17 protein-coding genes are annotated in these 17,388 nt (G+C 72.0%); 14 read left to right on the top strand and 3 right to left on the bottom strand.

Features of this window, described 5'->3' with window-relative positions; all coding sequences use genetic code 11:
* Positions 1-55 precede the first annotated feature (55 nt).
* Both AW274_RS39345 and AW274_RS20200 read left to right on the top strand, forming a co-directional pair.
* On the top strand, positions 56-550 hold the full coding sequence (locus AW274_RS39345; RefSeq protein ID WP_198169336.1) for an RNA polymerase sigma factor: 495 nt from the start codon (positions 56-58) through the stop codon (positions 548-550).
* Complete coding sequence (locus AW274_RS20200; RefSeq protein ID WP_062434804.1) at positions 547-1,527, top strand: CU044_5270 family protein; 981 nt, start codon at positions 547-549, stop codon at positions 1,525-1,527. The genes AW274_RS39345 and AW274_RS20200 overlap by 4 nt, the downstream gene beginning before the upstream one ends.
* On the opposite strand, the gene AW274_RS20195 is transcribed toward AW274_RS20200, so the two are convergent.
* Positions 1,524-2,516: an LLM class F420-dependent oxidoreductase gene (locus AW274_RS20195; protein ID WP_062434801.1), complete on the bottom strand. Its 993-nt coding sequence runs from the start codon at positions 2,514-2,516 to the stop codon at positions 1,524-1,526. The two genes, AW274_RS20200 and AW274_RS20195, sit on opposite strands and share 4 nt — an antisense overlap.
* 9 nt (positions 2,517-2,525) lie before the next feature.
* Entirely contained in the window at positions 2,526-3,197 is a 672-nt protein-coding gene (locus tag AW274_RS20190; protein ID WP_063813514.1) for a FadR/GntR family transcriptional regulator, read from the bottom strand.
* A 70-nt stretch (positions 3,198-3,267) separates the two neighbouring features.
* Between AW274_RS20190 and AW274_RS20185 the strand changes: the two genes are divergently transcribed.
* The 8 genes from AW274_RS20185 (at position 3,268) to speB (ending at position 11,127) form a co-directional block, all read left to right on the top strand.
* A complete protein-coding gene (locus tag AW274_RS20185) occupies positions 3,268-3,972 on the top strand; it encodes a (Fe-S)-binding protein (RefSeq protein WP_062434794.1) in 705 nt (234 codons plus the stop codon).
* On the top strand, positions 3,969-5,357 hold the full coding sequence (locus tag AW274_RS20180) for a lactate utilization protein B (protein WP_062434791.1): 1,389 nt from the start codon (positions 3,969-3,971) through the stop codon (positions 5,355-5,357). Before AW274_RS20185 ends, AW274_RS20180 begins: the two co-directional genes overlap by 4 nt.
* Positions 5,354-5,920 (top strand): LutC/YkgG family protein, encoded by a 567-nt coding sequence (locus AW274_RS20175; RefSeq protein WP_062434787.1) that lies wholly within the window; start codon positions 5,354-5,356, stop codon positions 5,918-5,920. Before AW274_RS20180 ends, AW274_RS20175 begins: the two co-directional genes overlap by 4 nt.
* Positions 5,921-5,936: 16 nt before the next feature.
* Complete coding sequence (locus AW274_RS39340) at positions 5,937-7,013, top strand: GNAT family N-acetyltransferase (protein WP_198169335.1); 1,077 nt, start codon at positions 5,937-5,939, stop codon at positions 7,011-7,013.
* An 86-nt stretch (positions 7,014-7,099) separates the two neighbouring features.
* Positions 7,100-7,990, top strand: a complete 891-nt coding sequence (locus AW274_RS20165; RefSeq protein WP_083974582.1) for a sirohydrochlorin chelatase — start codon at positions 7,100-7,102, stop codon at positions 7,988-7,990.
* Positions 7,990-9,120 (top strand): Rv2231c family histidinol phosphate aminotransferase CobC, encoded by a 1,131-nt coding sequence (gene cobC, locus AW274_RS20160; RefSeq protein ID WP_062434781.1) that lies wholly within the window; start codon positions 7,990-7,992, stop codon positions 9,118-9,120. Before AW274_RS20165 ends, cobC begins: the two co-directional genes overlap by 1 nt.
* On the top strand, positions 9,104-10,129 hold the full coding sequence (gene cobT, locus AW274_RS20155; protein ID WP_062434778.1) for a nicotinate-nucleotide--dimethylbenzimidazole phosphoribosyltransferase: 1,026 nt from the start codon (positions 9,104-9,106) through the stop codon (positions 10,127-10,129). Before cobC ends, cobT begins: the two co-directional genes overlap by 17 nt.
* On the top strand, positions 10,126-11,127 hold the full coding sequence (speB, locus tag AW274_RS20150; protein ID WP_062434775.1) for an agmatinase: 1,002 nt from the start codon (positions 10,126-10,128) through the stop codon (positions 11,125-11,127). Before cobT ends, speB begins: the two co-directional genes overlap by 4 nt.
* Positions 11,128-11,131: 4 nt before the next feature.
* On the opposite strand, the gene AW274_RS20145 is transcribed toward speB, so the two are convergent.
* Positions 11,132-12,100 carry a CHRD domain-containing protein gene (locus AW274_RS20145; RefSeq protein ID WP_062434772.1) on the bottom strand — a complete coding sequence of 323 codons (969 nt, stop codon included), beginning with the start codon at positions 12,098-12,100 and terminating at the stop codon, positions 11,132-11,134.
* A gap of 216 nt (positions 12,101-12,316) precedes the next feature.
* Here AW274_RS20145 and cobA point away from each other — a divergent pair, with 216 nt between their 5' ends.
* The 4 genes from cobA to AW274_RS42070 form a co-directional block, all read left to right on the top strand.
* A complete protein-coding gene (gene cobA / locus AW274_RS20140; protein ID WP_062434768.1) occupies positions 12,317-13,549 on the top strand; it encodes a uroporphyrinogen-III C-methyltransferase in 1,233 nt (410 codons plus the stop codon).
* 47 nt (positions 13,550-13,596) lie between these two features.
* Positions 13,597-15,378, top strand: coding sequence for a dynamin family protein (locus AW274_RS20135; RefSeq protein ID WP_157520549.1), 1,782 nt, complete (start codon positions 13,597-13,599; stop codon positions 15,376-15,378).
* Positions 15,375-17,000, top strand: coding sequence for a GTPase (locus AW274_RS20130; protein ID WP_062434763.1), 1,626 nt, complete (start codon positions 15,375-15,377; stop codon positions 16,998-17,000). The genes AW274_RS20135 and AW274_RS20130 overlap by 4 nt, the downstream gene beginning before the upstream one ends.
* 163 nt (positions 17,001-17,163) lie before the next feature.
* Positions 17,164-17,388: hypothetical protein (locus AW274_RS42070; RefSeq protein WP_232320203.1), on the top strand; the 225-nt coding region annotated here is incomplete at its 3' end.

Below are 17,388 nucleotides of genomic sequence, written 5' to 3'. Positions count from 1 at the left end.
CACGCCCGAAATGATGTCATGTGTAATCCGGGCTCCACTGGCGGGACTACTGGGTGTGGACGATCCAGAGACACGATTCACCGACCTCTACGACCGGCATTACCGGGCCGTCCTCGGATACGCGCTGCTGCGTGCCGACCGGGCGGCGGCCGAGGACGTCGTCGGGGAGACCTTCCTGATCGCCTGGCGGCGGTTCGCCGACCTGCCGCCGGAGCCGCTGCCGTGGCTGCTCGGCGTCGCCAGGAACCTGCTCCGCAAACAGCGCGACTCCGGCATCCGGGCCGAACGGCTGCTCGCCTACCTGCCGGTTCGCACCACCCCCGACGTCGCCGACCAGGTCACCGAGCGCGAGGCGGCGCTGATCGTGCTCGCCGCGATGGCGGAGGCCGACGCCGAGGCGCTGATCCTGACCAGCTGGTACGGCCTGACGCCCCGCGAGGCCGCCAAGATCGCCGGTTGCGCCGCCGGCACGTTCGCCGTCCGACTGCACCGTGCGCGCCGCCGCCTCACCGAGGCGCTGCGGCCCCGAACCCTCCAGGAGCAATCATGATCGACGACCTCGTGCGGAGCCTGCGGCCCGACGACGTGACCGAGGAGTCCCACCGGGCCAGGCGGGCCGACGACCTGGCCAGGGCGTTCGCCGAACGGCCCGCGCGCAAGCGGCCCCCGACCCGGCTGCTGGCGGCGTCCGGACTGCTCGCGGCAGCGGCGGCCGCCTTCGTGGTGTTCGCGCCGTCGACGACGGTCGTGACACGGCCCGACCCGGTCCCGGTGGGCACCCCGGTGCTGACCGCGCGCAGTGTGCTGCTGGCGGGGGCCGAGACGCTGGAGCGGACCCGGCCCGAAAAGGGGACGTACTGGCACGAGAAGATCCGCACCTTCACCTCCCCGCTCGACGGCGTGACCGTCGCGTCGACGGCCGAGACCTGGTACGACGGCCGCGACGGCAGGATCGGCGCGACCACCGACGTGCGGACCACGTTCACCGGCGACCGGGCCGAAAAGACCTGGCGCGCCGAGGGCCGCCCCGGACTCCCCGAAGCGACGAAGGACCAGTCGTTCACGGGCCTGGTGCTGGCCTGGGGGATCGGGACGAAGCAGGTCAGGCAGGCCGACCTGAAGAAGCTGCCCGCCGATCGCGCCGCCCTGCAGAAGTGGCTCGACGACGCCCGCCCGCGCGGCGAGGACGCGGGCGCGTTCGCCTTCGCCGCCGCCCGGCACATCCTGACCTCGCCGGCCCCCAACGCGACCCGCGCCACGCTGCTGCGCATCCTCGCCGACCAGGGCGGCCTCCACCTGGACGACGACGCGACGGACCCGGTCGGCAGGCCCGGCCTGGCGATCACCGACGCGACCGGCGACCACACGCTCGTGGTCGACCCGGCCACCGCCACGCTGCTCGCCTACGTCTACGACGGCCCCGATGAGCGGCCGGTCGACACCCCGCCGGGCACCACGATGATCCCGATCCGGCAGGGCACCGCCTACGCCTACCTGGAGTCGGGCTGGTCCGACCTGCCCGGTTAACCCACGAGTTCGCGGATCGTGCGCAGTTCGTCCTCGGTCCGCGGGCCCATGACCAGCAGCGACGTCACCGGGCTGGCCCGCCACGGGCCGAGGCGTTCCTTGATCCGTCCGGGCGGGCCGATCAGGGAGATCCCGTCGGCCAGGTCGTCGGGGATGGCGGCGAAGGCCTCCTCGCGGCGTCCGTCGAGGAACAGGCCCTGGATGTGGGCGGCCTCCTCGGCGAACCCCATGCGGCCGATGATGTCGGCGTGGAAGTTCCTCTTGGACGACCCCATGCCGCCGATGTAGAGGCTCAGCATCATCTTGACCATGTCGAGCCCGGCCCGCACGTCGTCGGTGATCAGCGTCATGACCATTGCCGCGATGTCGAAGTCCTCTGTACGGGCGGCGAGCGCGTCGCCGTACATGGACTCGATCTTCGACGGGAGGGCGAACAGGGGCAGCCAGCCCTGCCCGATCTCGGCGGCCAGCGCGACGTTCTTCGGGCCCTCGGCGCCGAGGTAGACCGGGATGTCCGGGCGCAGCGGGTGGGTAATCAGCTTCAGCGGCTTGCCCTGGGGCAGCGGCAGCGGGTAGTGCGGGCCCTCGTTGGTAACAGGTTCCTCCCGCCGCCAGATCTTGCGCATGATCTCGACGTACTCGCGGGTCCGGGCCAGCGGGCGGGCGAACGGGACGCCGTACCAGCCCTCGACCACCTGCGGCCCCGAGGCGCCGATCCCGAGCAGCAGCCGCCCGCCGGTGAGGTGGTCGAGCGTCATCGCGGTCATCGCGGTGGCGGCCGGCGTACGGGCGCTGAGCTGCACGACCGAGGTGCCCAGCTTGATGCGGGAGGTCCGGGCGCCATACCAGGCCAGCGGGGTGAAGGCGTCGCTGCCGTACGCCTCGGCGGTCCACACCGAGTCGTAGCCGAGCCGTTCGGCGGCCTGCACGAGAGCGGTGGCGTCGGAGGGGGAGCGCTGCCAGTAACCGAGGTTCAGACCCAGCTTCATGAACGAAAACTAGAACACGTTCTGGGTCAGTGAAAGCCCCGGGTAGGCGCGGGCGAGGTGGGCGGTCACCGCCGCGACGGCCTCGGCCGCGTCGCCCGCCTCGATCGCCGCGTGGATGCGCCGGTGGTCGGCCTGCAGGTCGCCCGTGTGGCCGAGCCTGCGCACCGCCTCGACCGCGTTCGACACCAGCGCGTCGCGCAGCGCCCGCAGCACCGCCGACAGCAGCCGGTTGCCGGCCGCGTCGGTCAGCGCCACGTGGAAGGCGATGTCGTGGGTGACGAACTCCTCCGGCGACCCCGCCGCGTCCATGGCGGCCAGCGCCTCGGTCATCGCCGCCGGGGCCGACGTCACCCGGGCCGCCGACCAGCGCTCGATCATCAGCCGGGTGTCCAGGACCTCGCGCGCCGACATCGTCGCCAGCCCGAGGTTCAGCCGCAGCAGGTCGGCCAGCGTGCCGTCGGGCCGCGAGATCAGCACCGCGCCCGCGTCGGGACCCCGCCCCACCTGCGACGACACGACCCCGAGGGTCTCCAGCACCCGCAGCGCCTCCCGGACGGACGACCGCCCGACCCCCAGCTGCTCGGCGAGTTGCCGTTCCCCGGGCAGCCGGTCGCCGACCGTCAGGCCGTCGGCCGCGATCCGCTGCTCGATCTGGGCCAGCACCGTTTCGAAGGTACGCACTCCTGTCCCCTCCGCCGGAAAGGTGTATGGTCTGACCATATTTGGTCTGACCATACCTGCGGGAGTCCCGGTGCGGGTCGCGCTCTTCATCACCTGTGTCAACGACACGCTCTTTCCCGGCACGGGGAAGGCGACCGTCGGGCTGCTGCGGCGGCTCGGCGTCGAGGTCGACTTCCCCCTCGCCCAGACGTGCTGCGGCCAGATGCACCTGAACACCGGCTACCGCGACGAGGCGGTCAAGCTGGCCGGCCGGTTCGCCGAGACGTTCGCCGGCTACGACGCCGTCGTCGCGCCCAGCGGCTCGTGCGCCGCGATGGTCCGCGAGCAGTATCCCCACCTCGACATCGAGAACATCCCGAAGGTGTACGACCTGTCGGAGTTCCTGGTGGACGTCCTGAAGACCACCGACGTGGGCGCCTACTTCCCCCACAAGGTCACCTACCATCCGACCTGCCACTCCCTGCGCGGCCTCAAGGTCGGCGACAAGCCGTTCACGCTGCTGGAGAACGTCCGGGGCCTGGAACTCGTCCCGCTGCCGGGCGCCGAGGAGTGCTGCGGCTTCGGGGGCACCTTCGCCGTCAAGAACCGCGACGTCAGCGCGGCGATGTGCGCCGACAAGATCGGCAACGTGATGAAGACCGGCGCCGAGGTGCTCTGCGCCGCCGACAACTCGTGCCTGCTGCACATCGGCGGCACCCTCAAACGCCAGAAGTCGGGGGTACGCGTGCTCCACCTCGCCGAGATCCTCGCGTCGACCGAGGAGGGCGCCGAATGAGCGGCGTCTACATCGGCATGCCGGCGTTCCCGCAGAACGCCGCCAAGGCCGTGCAGAACAGCCAGCTGCGCTTCAACCTGCGCAAGGCGACCCACACGATCCGGGGGCGGCGCGCCGCCGTGGTGGGCGAGCTCGCCGACTGGGCCGAGCTCCGCCAGGCCGGCAAGACGATCAAAGACCACACGCTGCGCCACCTCGACCGCTACCTGATCGAGCTGGAGGAGAAGGTCACCGCGGCCGGCGGCGTCGTCCACTGGGCCCGCGACGCGGCCGAGGCCAACCGGATCGTCGCCCGCCTGGTCAAGGACACCGGCGAGACTGAGGTCGTCAAGGTCAAGTCGATGGCCACCATGGAGATCGGCCTCAACGAGGCGCTCGCAGAAGAGGGCATCGAGGCGTTCGAGACCGACCTCGCCGAGCTGATCGTGCAGCTCGGCGACGACTTCCCGTCGCACATCCTGGTCCCGGCGATCCACCGCAACCGGGCCGAGATCCGCGAGCTCTTCCTCAAGAAGATGGCCGGGGCGCCGAAGGACCTCACCGACGAGCCGCGCGCGCTCGCCGAAGCGGCCCGGCTCTACCTGCGCAAACGCTTCCTGGAGGCCAAGGTCGCGATTTCGGGCGCCAACTTCATGATCGCCGAGACCGGCACGCTGGTGGTGCTGGAGTCGGAGGGCAACGGGCGCATGTGCCTCACGCTGCCCAAGACCCTGATCAGCGTGGTCGGCATCGAGAAGCTGCTGCCTGCCTGGCAGGACCTCGAAGTGTTCCTCCAGCTGCTGCCGCGCAGCTCCACGGGGGAGCGCATGAACCCGTACACCTCGATGTGGACCGGCGCGACCGAAGGCCAGGAGTTCCACCTCGTGCTGCTCGACAACGGGCGCACCTCGGTCTTGGCCGACAAGGTGGGCCGCCAGGCGCTGCGCTGCATCCGCTGCTCGGCCTGCCTGAACGTCTGCCCGGTCTACGAACGCGCCGGCGGGCACTCCTACGGCTCGGTCTACCCGGGGCCGATCGGGGCGATCCTGACGCCGCAGCTGCGCGGCATGGACACCGAGCTCGACCGGTCGCTGCCCTACGCGTCGTCGCTCTGCGGGGCGTGTTACGAGGTCTGCCCGGTCGCCATCGACATCCCGTCGGTGCTCGTCGACCTGCGCGCGAAGGCGCGGCACCCCCGGACCGAGAAGGCGGGCATGGCCGCCGCCGGATGGGTCTTCAGCCGGTCGAAGCGGCTGGCCAAGGCGCAGCGGTTCGGCGGGCGCATGCGCAGGCTGGTGCCCAAACGGCTGCCCGGCCCGCTGTCGGGCTGGACCGACACCCGCGACATGCCGGAGATCCCCGCCGAGTCGTTCCGCGACTGGTGGGTCAGAGAGGGGAACAGATGAGCGCGGCGGCACGCGAGGTCATCCTGCGGCGCATCCGCTCGGCCGTCGAGGGCGCGCCCGAGGCCGGGATCGAGCGCGGCTACCGGGGCGCCACCGGCGAACGCGGCGACGTGGACCTGTTCGCCGAACGGGTCCGCGACTACAAGGCGATCGTGCACGTCGTGCCGCGCGCCGAGGTCGCGGCGACGCTGGCCCGGATCACCGAGGGCAGGGTGCTGACCGTTCCAGCAGGCTTTCCCTCCGACATGTACGCCGCCTCCGAAGGCGAACCCGACGGAGTGATCTCCACCTGCGCCGTCGCCGTCGCCGAGACCGGCACGATCGTCCTGGACGCCGACCCCGGCCAGGGCACCCGCGCGCAGACCCTCATCCCCGACTACCACCTGTGCGTGGTCCGCGACGACCAGATCGTGCCGAACGTCCCCGACGCGGTCGCCCGCCTCGACCCGGCCCGCCCGCTCACCTGGATCAGCGGCCCCTCGGCCACCAGCGACATCGAGCTGAACCGCGTCGAGGGCGTGCACGGGCCCCGCACGCTCGAGGTCGTCATCGTCATCGGGTAGTCGTACGGTATTGGGCGTGTTCGACGAGCGCCTGTCCATCGCCACCGACCGGCTCGTCCTGCGGAACTTCCGCCCCGCCGACCACGACCAGGTCCGGGCGATCGTGCAGGACGGCGCCCATCCCACCGCGCTCCCGCCGGGAGCCCCCGGTTACGCGGGCGGGATCGTCTCGTGGCTCGTCAACGGCGTGCACGAACTGCGCCGGTCGAACCAGGGCATCCACCTGGCGATCGAGCGCCACGGCCGCATCGTCGGGGCGATCAGCCTGTTCAAGACCCATTGGGGGGCCGGCACGACCGAGGTCGGCTACGGCGTGCACCCCGCCCACCGGGGCAACGGCTACGCCCCCGAGGCCCTCGGCGGGCTGGCCGCCTGGGCGCTCGGCACGGCCCGGCTGCGGCGGGTCGAACTGCGCGCCATCGCGGGCAACGCCGCCTCGATCAGGGTGGCCGAGAAGGCCGGGTTCACCCGCGAGGGCCTGCTGCGCGGCGCCGGGTTCGAAGACGACGGGCCCCACGACGTGGTCGTCTTCGGGCTGCTGAAGGGCGACCGGCCGGGCGGGTTCCCGGCGCGGCTGGCGGGCGACCGGCTGGAGCTGCGGCCGTTCGCCAAACGCGACGCGTTCGACGTGCTGGCCGCCGTGCGCGACGACCCCGAGATCGCCCGCTGGATGCCGTGGGCGGTCGACTACACGCTGGAGAAGGCGCTCGACTGGACCACCCGCCTGTCCCACACCGACCGGCGGCAGAGCGTCACCTACGCGCTCGAACCGGTCGAGGGCGGCCGGCTGGCCGGGGCGGTCTCGGTGGTGCGCACCGACCGCGAACGCGGCGACGCCGAGATCGGCTACTGGATCTCCCCGTGGGCCCGGCGGCAGGGATACGCCGTCGAGGCCGCCCGTACGCTCACCGCGTTCCTGTTCGCCCAGGGGTTCGCGCGGGTGCAGCTGATGATCGCCGAGGGCAACACGGCGAGCCGGAAAGTGGCCAGGAAGGCCGGTTTCGCCGAAGAGGGCGTGCTGCGCGGGGCGATCCCGATTCCGGGCGGCAGAGCCGACACGGTGGTTTACGGTCTCTTGATCGGTGAGCTCTGAGCTGGGCAAACCTAGGAAGAATGCCCCATTGCACGACAAGCTCGGCTATCTTTGCGGAGCAGGTCAAGCCAGGGGAGATCGTTGACATGAGACCGCCGCTGCTGCTCATCGGGCACGGCACGCATGACGATACCGGCGTAGCCGAATTCGGCCGGTTCGTTCACCGGCTCCGCTGCCGCCTCGACGGCGACGTCGCGGACGTCTCCGGTGGCTTCGTCGCGGGAGCCCGCCCACCGCTGACCGAGTCGGTCGCCTCGCTCGTCGCGCGCGGCCACCACCACCTCGTCGCCCAGCCGCTCAGCCTCACCGGCGACCGCGCCGCGCTGGGCGACATCCCCGGCACGCTGGCGCTGGCCCAGGAGCTCCACCCGACGCTCGGATACGACCTGGGCCGCCCGCTCGGCCCCGACCCGCGCATCCTGGAACTGCTGGCCGAACGCCTCGCCGACGCCGCCGCCGACATGCCCACGTTCGTGCGCGGGGCCTTCGTCGAGGAGCCCGAGCCGATCGCGCTCGCCGACACCGCCGTCGTCCTGGTCGGCCACGGCTCGCCGAGCACCGCGGCCAACGCCGAGGTCCACCGCGTGTCGCGGCTGTTCTGGGAGACCCACGCGGCCGACTACCTGACGGTCGAGACGGCCTACGTGTCCCACGCGCGGCCGGGCGTGCCCGGCGGCCTGGAGCGCTGCCGCCGCCTGGGCGCCAAGCGGGTCATCGTGCTGCCCTACGTGCTGTTCGCCGGCGGCGTCCTGGAGCGCATCTGGGCCCAGGCCCTCGCCTACGGCGCCAACCACGAGGGCCTCGACATCCGCTGCGCCGAGGTCATCGGCGACTGCGAGGGCCTGGCCGACGTGGTGATCGACCGCTACGAGGAGGCCCTGGCCGGCGCTGCCGCCACCACGGCCCGCCAGCGCTATTCCCAGGCCCTGGCCACCGAACGGCTCCAGGAGATCTTCCCGGTCCCGGCCCGCGTCTGATGCCCGTCGATCTCCGCCACCACGGGGACAGCGAAGTCGGACCGGGCCTGGTCGACCTGGCGGTGAACGTCCGCCAGGGCATGCCCCCGACGTGGTTACGCGACCTCCTCGTAGCGTCTTTGTCGGAAATCTCGGCATATCCCAACGCCGACCATGCCACCCGGGTCGTCGCCGCCCACCACGGGCGGGACCCAGAAGAGGTCCTGCTCACAGTGGGCGCAGCCGAGGCGTTCACGTTGCTGGCCAGAGTCCTCGCCGGACGCGAGCACGTTTTGACCGAGCCGGCCGAACCCGGGCTTGCATTGTCCAAGCCCGGTTGGGCCGAGCGCGCATTGTCCGAACGATCACTGGTCGGGCTGCCCGTGTCGCGGCCGGTTGTGGTGCATCCGCAGTTCACCGAGCCCGAGGCGGCGCTGCGGGCCGTCGGGCTGGTGCCCGATCGGGTGTTGTTGCCCGATCCGTTCGTGCTGGACGCCTCGCTCGTCCCCGACGACGCCGATCTGGTCATGATCGGGAATCCGACCAACCCCACGTCCGTGCTGCACCCCGCCGCGACGATCGCCTCGCTCGCCAGGGAAGGCCGTTATCTCGTCGTCGACGAGGCGTTCGCCGACTGTGTGCCCGGTGAGCCGGAATCGCTCGCTTCGGCCCGGTTGCCCGGTCTGGTGGTCATCCGCAGCCTCACCAAGACCTGGGGGCTGGCCGGGCTCCGGATCGGCTACGTCATCGGCCCGCCGGAGCTCATCGCCGCCATGCGGGAGGCGCAGCCCCTGTGGGCGGTCTCCACGCCCGCGCTGGCCGCCGCCGAGGCGTGCGTCTCGCCGCGTGCCCAGGCCGAGGCCGCCGCGTGGGCCCGGGAGATGGCCGACCGGCGGCGGGTGCTCGCCGACGGCCTGACCGATCTCGGGGGCTATGTCGTGCCGGGGGCGCAGGGCTCCTTCCTCTGTGTACGCCTCCCGCACGCCCTCCGCCTCAGAACGCTCCTGCGGGAGAGGGGATTCGCGGTCAGGAGGGCCGACACCTTCCCGGGCCTGGGCCCCGAATGGTTGCGGGTGGCGGTGCGCGACGATGAGACGACGGCCGCCTTCCTGGCGGCCCTGAAGGAGGCCCGCGATGATCTCCCCGCTTGACCCCGCCGCCATGGCCGAGGCCAGGGCCCACCACGACCGCCTGACCAAGCCCAGGGGCGCGCTCGGCGCTCTTGAGGACGTGGCCGTGCAGCTGGCGGGCATCGCGGCGGTCTCCCCGCCGCCGCTGCCCGAGCCGGTGGCGTTGGCGATCTTCGCAGGCGATCACGGCGTACACGACCAAGGGGTTTCGCCCTGGCCCCAAGAGGTGACCCAGCAGATGGTCGCCAACTTCCTGGCCGGCGGCGCGGTGGCGAACGCCTTCGCGGGCCAGGTCGGCGCGTCGGTGACCGTGGTGGACGTGGGCGTGAACGGCGACCTGCCGGAGGCCCCCGGCCTGGTGTCGCGCAAGGTCAGGAGGGGCACCGCCGACCTGTCGCTGGGCCCGGCGATGACCGGTGAAGAGGCCGCGCGGGCCCGGCAGGTCGGCGCGGAGGTGGCCGAGCAGCTGGTCACGCAGGGAGCGCGGTGCCTGGTCACCGGCGACATGGGCATCGCCAACACGACGGCCTCGGCGGCGCTGATCTGCGCGTACACGGGCAAAGAGCCGGGCGAGGTCACGGGACGCGGTACCGGGATCGACGACGCCATGCTCGCCCACAAGATCGCGGTGGTCGCGCGGGCCCTGGAGGTCAACCGCGGCGAAGACCCGCTGGCCGCCCTGGGCGGGCTGGAGCACGCCGCCATCGCGGGATACCTGCTGAAGGCGGCGGAGCTGCGCGTCCCGGTCATCCTCGACGGCGTGATCGCCGGATCGGCCGCGCTGGCCGCCGCCGCGATCGAGCCCGACGCGGCCGGCTACTGGATCGCGGGCCACCGTTCGGCCGAGCCCGGTCACACCGCCGCGCTGGCCCATCTCGGCCTGCGCCCGCTCGTCGACCTGGAACTCCGCCTCGGCGAGGGCACCGGCGGCCTGCTGGCCCACCCGATCGTCGTGGCCGCCGCCCGTGTGCTGCACGAGGTCGCCACCTTCGACGCCGCGGGCGTCACCGACAAGGAGGCCCTCGCATGACCCGCTACGGCCCGATGTACGGCCCCGACATCACGTTCCTTGGCGTCGACCGCTGCGACCTGACCGACCCGGCCTCGCTGGAGGGCGTCGACGTCGTCATCCTGGGCGCCCCCTTCGACGGCGGCACCAGCCACCGCCCCGGCGCCCGGTTCGGCCCGTCGGCCCTGCGCCAGGCCTGCTACCTGGCCCACGACGGTTCCCGCCCGAGTCTCGCCCTGCGGGTCGACGGCCTGCGTGACCTCACGGTCCGCGACGCGGGCGACGTCGAGTGCTTCTCGGGCGACCTGGAGACCTCGATCCGGGACATCGAGGCGGCCGTGCACACGGTCGCCGCCTCCGGGGCCATCCCCGTCGTCCTCGGCGGCGACCACTCGATCGCCCTGCCCGACGCCCGGGGCGTGGCCCGCCACCACGGCTTCGGCCGGGTCTCGATGATCCACTTCGACGCCCACGCGGACACCGGCGACATCGAGTTCGGCCACCTCTACGGCCACGGCCAGCCCATGCGCCGGCTGATCGAGTCGGGCGCCATCCGAGGCGACCGGTTCCTCCAGATCGGCCTGCGTGGCTACTGGCCCGGCCCCGAGGTCCTGTCGTGGATGGCGGCGCAGAACATGCGCTCCTACGAGATGACCGAGATCGTCCACAGAGGTCTCTCCGAGTGCCTGACCGAGGCCTTCGCCATCGCCCTGGACGACTGCGACGGCGTCTTCCTGTCGATCGACATCGACGTCTGCGACCCGGGCCACGCCCCCGGCACCGGCACCCCCGAACCGGGGGGCCTGTCGGCCAGGGAGCTGCTCGATTCCGTCCGGCGCATCTGCTACGAACTGCCGGTCGTCGGCCTGGAGGTCGTGGAGGTCGCGCCGCCGTACGACCATGCCGACATCACCGCCCTGCTGGGCAACCGGGTCGTGCTGGAGGCCCTGTCGGCGATCGCCCGGAGGCGGTCGGGCGATCCCTGGGACCCCCGCCGGCCCCTGCTCGACGGGCGCTGAGGGATTACCAGCCGCCGCCGTGCAGCTGGCCGCGCACGGCGCCGCCGGGGAACTCGCTGGTGTGCAGGTTGGTGTACCAGTTCTTCGGGTTGTTCTTGATGCCCTTGGCCACCGACGACGAGGCCTTCCCGGTGCCGGCGATGCCGTTGATGCCCGCCGGGAGGCCCGAGGGGGCGGCGAGGAAGTCGACGACGACCGGGCCGTTCTTGCCCTTGGGCGCCTTGTGGATGTGCGCGAGGGTCGGCTGGGCGATGTTCTTCCACACGGTCGCGAAGTGGACCTTGGTGCCCTTCACCCAGACCAGCCAGACGGCCTTGCCGTTCTTGTCGCCGACCTTCGTGCCGGGGGCGGGCACCTCCTGCCTGCCGTCGGCGATGGCGGTGAGCGTCGAGCGCGAGCCGTTGGCCAGGACGGAGTCGAGGTTGACCGGCCGGATGCGCTGGAGCTGGGCGCGCACGGCGCCGCCGGGGAACTCGCTGGTGTGCAGGTTGGCGTACCAGTTCTTCGGGTTCCGCTTGATCCCGTTCAGCAGGCCCTTGTCGTCGACCTTCACGACGCCCTTGACGGCGCTGAGGGTGGACGGGAGGGCGGCCCCGAAGAACGGGATCTTCACGTCGCCGTTCTTGCCCTTGACGCCCTGGTGGATGTGGAAGGCGCTGGGGGCGGCGGTGCCCGCCCAGCGGATGGCGTACTCCATCTGGTTGCCGTGGATGCGGAAGACCGCGACCGCGATGCCGTTCTTGTCGCCCACCTTGGCGCCCGGCGCCGGGACCTCGTTCTTGCCCAGCAGCGTCGCCGCGAAGTAGGTGTCGCCCGCCTGCGGGGTCGAGGGCAGCTGGACGGACTCGGTGGTGGACTGCCCGCCGGCGGGCGCGCCGTGGCCGTGGCCGTTGCCGGGGTGGGCGGAGGCGGGGGCGGCGGCGAGGGCGGTGACGGCGAGGGCGAGACCGGGGACGATCAGCTTGCGCAGCATTTCGGGTAACTCCTGTTTGTTCGCTTCTGGGTGCTTGCGATGACAGTAGGAGTTGCGGATAGCCCCGTTCTGTGGTCAATTACCCACTCGGCAACGCTGTGACCGACGTCACTCCTTTGGGTGCGACAAGACCGATACCGGCGATCTCTTGAGTCGCGTCACAGGTCAGCCGGTAGGTTTACTGCCTAACGAAACCTGTGCCACAACGAGGGAGAAATGGCCCCCTATCTGCTCGGCCTGCGGCTCGACGGGCGGCGGGTGCTGGTCGTCGGCGGCGGCCGGGTCGCCCAGCGGCGCATCCCCGCCCTGCTCGACGCCGGCGCCGCGGTCACCCTGGTCTCGCCCAGCGCGACGCCCGCGCTCGACGACCTGATCGCCGACGGCCGCGTCACCTGGGAACGCCGCCGCTACCAGGCGGGCGACGTCGACGACGCCTGGCTGGTCCACGCCTGCACCAGCGACCGCGCCGCGAACGCCGCCATCGCCGAAGAGGCCGAGGCCAAGCGCATCTGGTGCGTCCGCGCCGACGACAAGGACGCCTCGGCGGCCTGGACGCCGGCCAGCGGCCGGGTCGACGAGATCGGCGTCGCCGTCACCGCCGGGGGAGACCCCCGTCGGGCGGCCGGCATCCGCGACGCGGTCGTCGACGCCCTGCGCGACGGCGCGATCGACGCCCGCCGCCACCGCGACAAGCCCGTCGGCGTCGCCCTGGTCGGCGGCGGCCCCGGCGACCCGGGCCTGATCACCGTCCGGGGACGCCAGCTTCTCGCCCAAGCCGACGTCGTGATCGCCGACCGCCTGATCCCTCGTTCCCTCTTGGACGAGCTCTCCGCCGACGTCGAGCTCATCGACGCCGCCAAGGTCCCCTACGGCCGGTTCCTGGCCCAGGAGAAGATCAACGAGCTGCTGGTCGCCCGCGCCCTCGAAGGCAAGTTCGTGGTCCGCCTCAAGGGCGGCGACCCGTTCGTGTTCGGCCGGGGCGGCGAGGAGATGCTCGCCTGCGCCGAGGCCGGGGTGCCCGTGACGGTCGTACCGGGCATCACCAGCGCCGTCGCGGTGCCCGCCGCGGCGGGCGTGCCGGTCACCCACCGGGGCGTCAGCCAGGACTTCCACGTCGTCTCGGTGCACGTCGCCCCCGGACATCCGGCCTCGACCGTCGACTGGAAGCTATTGGCGGGATCAGAGGGAACCCTGATACTGCTGATGGCCGTGGAACGCATCGCGGAGATCGCCGACACATTGCTGCGTGAGGGACGTTCACCGGAAACTCCCGTAATGGTGGTACAGGACGGTACTCTTCCCACCCAGCGGGCGGTGCGCGCCACCTTGCTCGACGTGGCTGAGCGCGTCACCTCCGCGGGCGTACGGCCACCGGCGATCGTCGTCGTCGGCGACGTCGTCAAGGTCGGTCAGGAGATCGAGATGGTGCGAGCGGAGCGAGCCCGATGAAGGCTGCCAACCAGACACCGCGGTCCGAACCCGCAGACGAGGCCGCCATGCCCGAGGAAGAACCAGAGTCGCCCGGCGAGCAGACACTCAGCTTCCGGGCGATACGAGAAGACGAGCCCCCCGAAGAGGAGGCGGCTCCCGAGGAGGACGACTCCTACGAGGAGGAGTTCGCCCTCCCCGAGCAGGTGTCGGGCGCCCTGACCGACGCCCTCAGCCAGCTCCGCGAGGCCGTCACCGGCCTCCACCTGGGCCTCGACGTCCCCGGCGCCGACGAGGCCCGGAAGTCCCAGGCCGCCGTGCTGGCCCAGCTCGACGACTACGTCATCCCCCGCGTCCACATGAGCACCGCCCCCGCCCTGATCGTCGTCGCCGGATCGACGGGAGCCGGGAAGTCCACCCTTGTCAACACCCTCGCCGCGCAGGCCGTCAGCGCCACCGGCGTACGCCGCCCGACCACCGGCACCCCCGTCCTGGTCTGCAACCCGGCCGACGAGCGCTGGTTCACCAAGGGCACCCTGCTGAGCGGCCTCAACCGGATCGCCGAACCCGGCGAGGGCCCCGGATCCGACTCGATCGTGGTCGCCTCCACCAAGTGGCTGCCCCACGGCGTCGCCCTCCTCGACACCCCCGACATCGACTCGGTCGTCGAGGAACACCACGACATCGCCCACCGCATGCTCGACGCCGCCGACCTGTGGGTCTTCGTCACCAGCGCGGCCCGCTACGCCGACGCCCCCTCGTGGGGCCTGCTCAAGCTGGCCAAGGAACGCGGCGCCCGGCTGGTGATCATCCTGTCCCGCGTCCCGGCCCGCTCCCGCGAGGTCGTGGCCAAGCACTTCACCCGCATGCTCGACGAGTACGGCCTCGGCGAGGTGGAGCGGTTCATCATCAACGAGACCACCGTCACCAACGGCCGCCTGCCCGACGACGAGGTGGCCGACCTGCGCATGTGGTTGTCTGAGCTCTCGGTCGACGAGCAGCGGCGGGCGCTGGCCGTCCAGGCGACGCTCAACGGCGTGCTCAACAGCTTCCGCGCCCGCGTCCCCGCGCTGGCCCGCCACCTGGAGACCCAGGTGGCCCTGCGCGCCGACCTGCGCTCCGACATCGACGCGGCGTTCTCCGGAGCCCTGGCCGAGATCGAGGAGTCGACCCGCGACGGCTCGTTGCTGCGCGGTGAGGTACTGGCCCGCTGGCAGGACTTCGCCGGGTCGGGCGACCTGATGCGCACCCTCCAGATCCGCCGCGCTAAGAACCACGGCCCCGAACGCATCGGCGCGCTCCGGGGCGCCCTGCGCAGCGGCCTGGAATCGGTCATCAGCACGGCCGTCCACCGCGCCTCCGAAGAGGTCGTCACCCGCTGGCGGCAGCGCGCCGGCGCGGGCGACCGCCTGGCCGCCCTCCCGGGCCTCGGCCGCCCGGCCGACGACGTCGACCGCCGTACCGCCCGCATGGTCGCCTCGTGGCAGGACCACGTGACCGAGCTGGTCCGCACCGAGGGCGTCACGAAGCGCTCGGTCGCCCGCCTGGTCTCCTTCGACGTCGAGTCGCTCGCCCTGATCTTCACCGTCGGCCTGCTCGGCTACGGCACCGGCGACGCCCCCGGCGGCAACGGAGCCCTCCCGCAGCGGCTCCTGCGCGGCCTGCTCGGCGCCGAGTCGCTGCGCAGCATCAGCGCCAAGGCCCGCTCCGACCTGCGCGCCCGCGTCGGTTTACTGTTCGACGACGAGACGCTGCGCTACGTCGACGCCCTCGACGGAGCCGGGATCCCCGACGAAGCCGCGGCCACCCGGCTCTACCAGGCCACCTACAACCTCGAGGTCGCCCGATGACGATCACCGCCGAGCCCAGGCACGGGCTGGGCACACGGCTGGCCGCCCTGACCCGGGTGGTCGATCTCGGCCAGGGCCGCGAAGACGCCGACCTGCTCACCGAGGCGACCCAGCTGATCATCAGGGCCGGCAACCGCCTGAAGCTGTCGCCCGACCACACCGTGGTCGCTTTGGCCGGCGGCACGGGCAGCGGCAAGTCCTCCCTGTTCAACGCCATCTCGGGCCTCGACCTGTCACCCACGGGCGTCCGCCGCCCCACGACGGCCCGCACCCACGCGTGCGTCTGGGGCCTCGAAGGCGCCGCCCCCCTGCTCGACTGGCTCCAGATCCAGTGGCGCCACCGCTTCTCCCGGTCGAGCGCTCTCGACAAGGGCGACGGCCAGCTCAACGGCCTCATCCTGCTCGACCTCCCCGACCACGACTCCATCCGCGCCCTGACCGACACCGAAGCCGACCGCCTCATCACCTCGGCCGACCTGATCGTCTGGGTCCTCGACCCCCAGAAGTACGCCGACGCCTCCACCCACCGCCGCTACGTGACCGAACTCGCCGGCCACGACGCCGTGACGGTCTTCGCCCTCAACCAGGCCGACCGCCTCACCCCGGAGGAGGTCGAGGAGTGCCTCACCGACCTCCGCGACCTCCTAGGCCGCGAGGGCGTCGACAACCCCCGCGTGGTCGCCACCTCGGCCGTGACCGGCGGCGGCATCGACGACCTGCGCGTCGAACTCGCCGAGTCGGTCAGCGCCCGCAAGGCGGGCTACCTGCGCCTGGAAGCCGACCTCGACCGCCTGATGCTCCGCCTGGCCAAGGACATGCCGGCCCTCCTCAAGGTCGACCCCACGATCGACCCCGCCCGCCGCGCCGGCCTGACCGACGCCTTGTGCGACGCCGTGGGCGCCCCGGCGGTGGGCGAGGCTCTAGAGAACGTCTACGGCACCCGCTCGATCGACTGGGTCGGCTGGCCATGGGCCCGCTGGGCCAGTCGTTTCCGCGGCGACCCGCTGAAGCACCTGAAGCTCGGCGACGTGAAAGACGAGATCCGGACCCTGGTCTCCGACTCTGTCCACGCCCAGCCGGCCGAGGTCGACAACGCCGTCCAGGCCCTGTCCGACGGCCTGACCCAGGGCATGCCCGAACCCTGGCAGGACGCGGTCCGCGACGCGGCCCGCTCCCGATCGGGCCAGCTCCCGAAGGTGCTGACCGACGAACTGGCCGAGATCGCACCGCCGTTGGACCGGGTACCGGGCTGGTGGCGGCTGGCGAAGACGTGGCAGCTCCTCCTCGTCCTGCTGTTCGTGGCAGGACTGGGGGTGACCGGGTCGATCGTGGCCTACGGGATCTTCAAGGTCGGCGAGCCTCCCGCCGAGCTGCTGGGCGACGTGGCGGCGCTGCCGTGGGTGCTGCTGATGATGGTCAGCGTGCTCGGCGTGGGCCTGCTGTCGGCCATCGCCAGCCGCAACTTCGTGGTGATGGCGGCGGGGAAGGAACGCGACCAGCTGGAGCGGGACATGCGCCGCCGGGTGGCGGGCGTTGCGCAGGACCTGGTGATCGAACCGGTCGAACGCGAACTGACCAGATACAACGACTACTTCGCGGCCCTCGGCACTTCACGCCGCTAGCTTCGACCCCGGGCGGTCGGTAGACGACACCCCAGCAGCTGGGGTCGATGCCGTCGTCATAGTCGACCCAGCGCACAAGTGGGCCGATGGCTGCCATGCTCAGCTTGGACAGCGACTCCAAGAAGAGCCGGGACCGCAGCCGCCGCTACCGGCCGACCCGCAAGTGCGCCTCCGGCACGACGTGATCGGGCTGCCCGACGTGTGCGGCCCGGTCACGGCCGACCTGCAAGTGCGCCTGCGGTACGTCGTGATCGTGCCGCCCGACGTGTGCGTCCAGGTCACCGCGATCCGCAAGTGCGCCGAGGGCAGGCGTGATCGGGCTGCCCGTCGTGTGCGGCCCGGTCACGGCCGACCTGCAAGTGCGCCTGCGGTACGTCGTGATCGTGCC

The organism is Herbidospora daliensis (assembly GCF_001570585.1).
Classification (GTDB): Bacteria; Actinomycetota; Actinomycetes; order Streptosporangiales; family Streptosporangiaceae; genus Herbidospora; species Herbidospora daliensis.
This window is presented reverse-complemented; position numbering and strand designations above follow the sequence as displayed.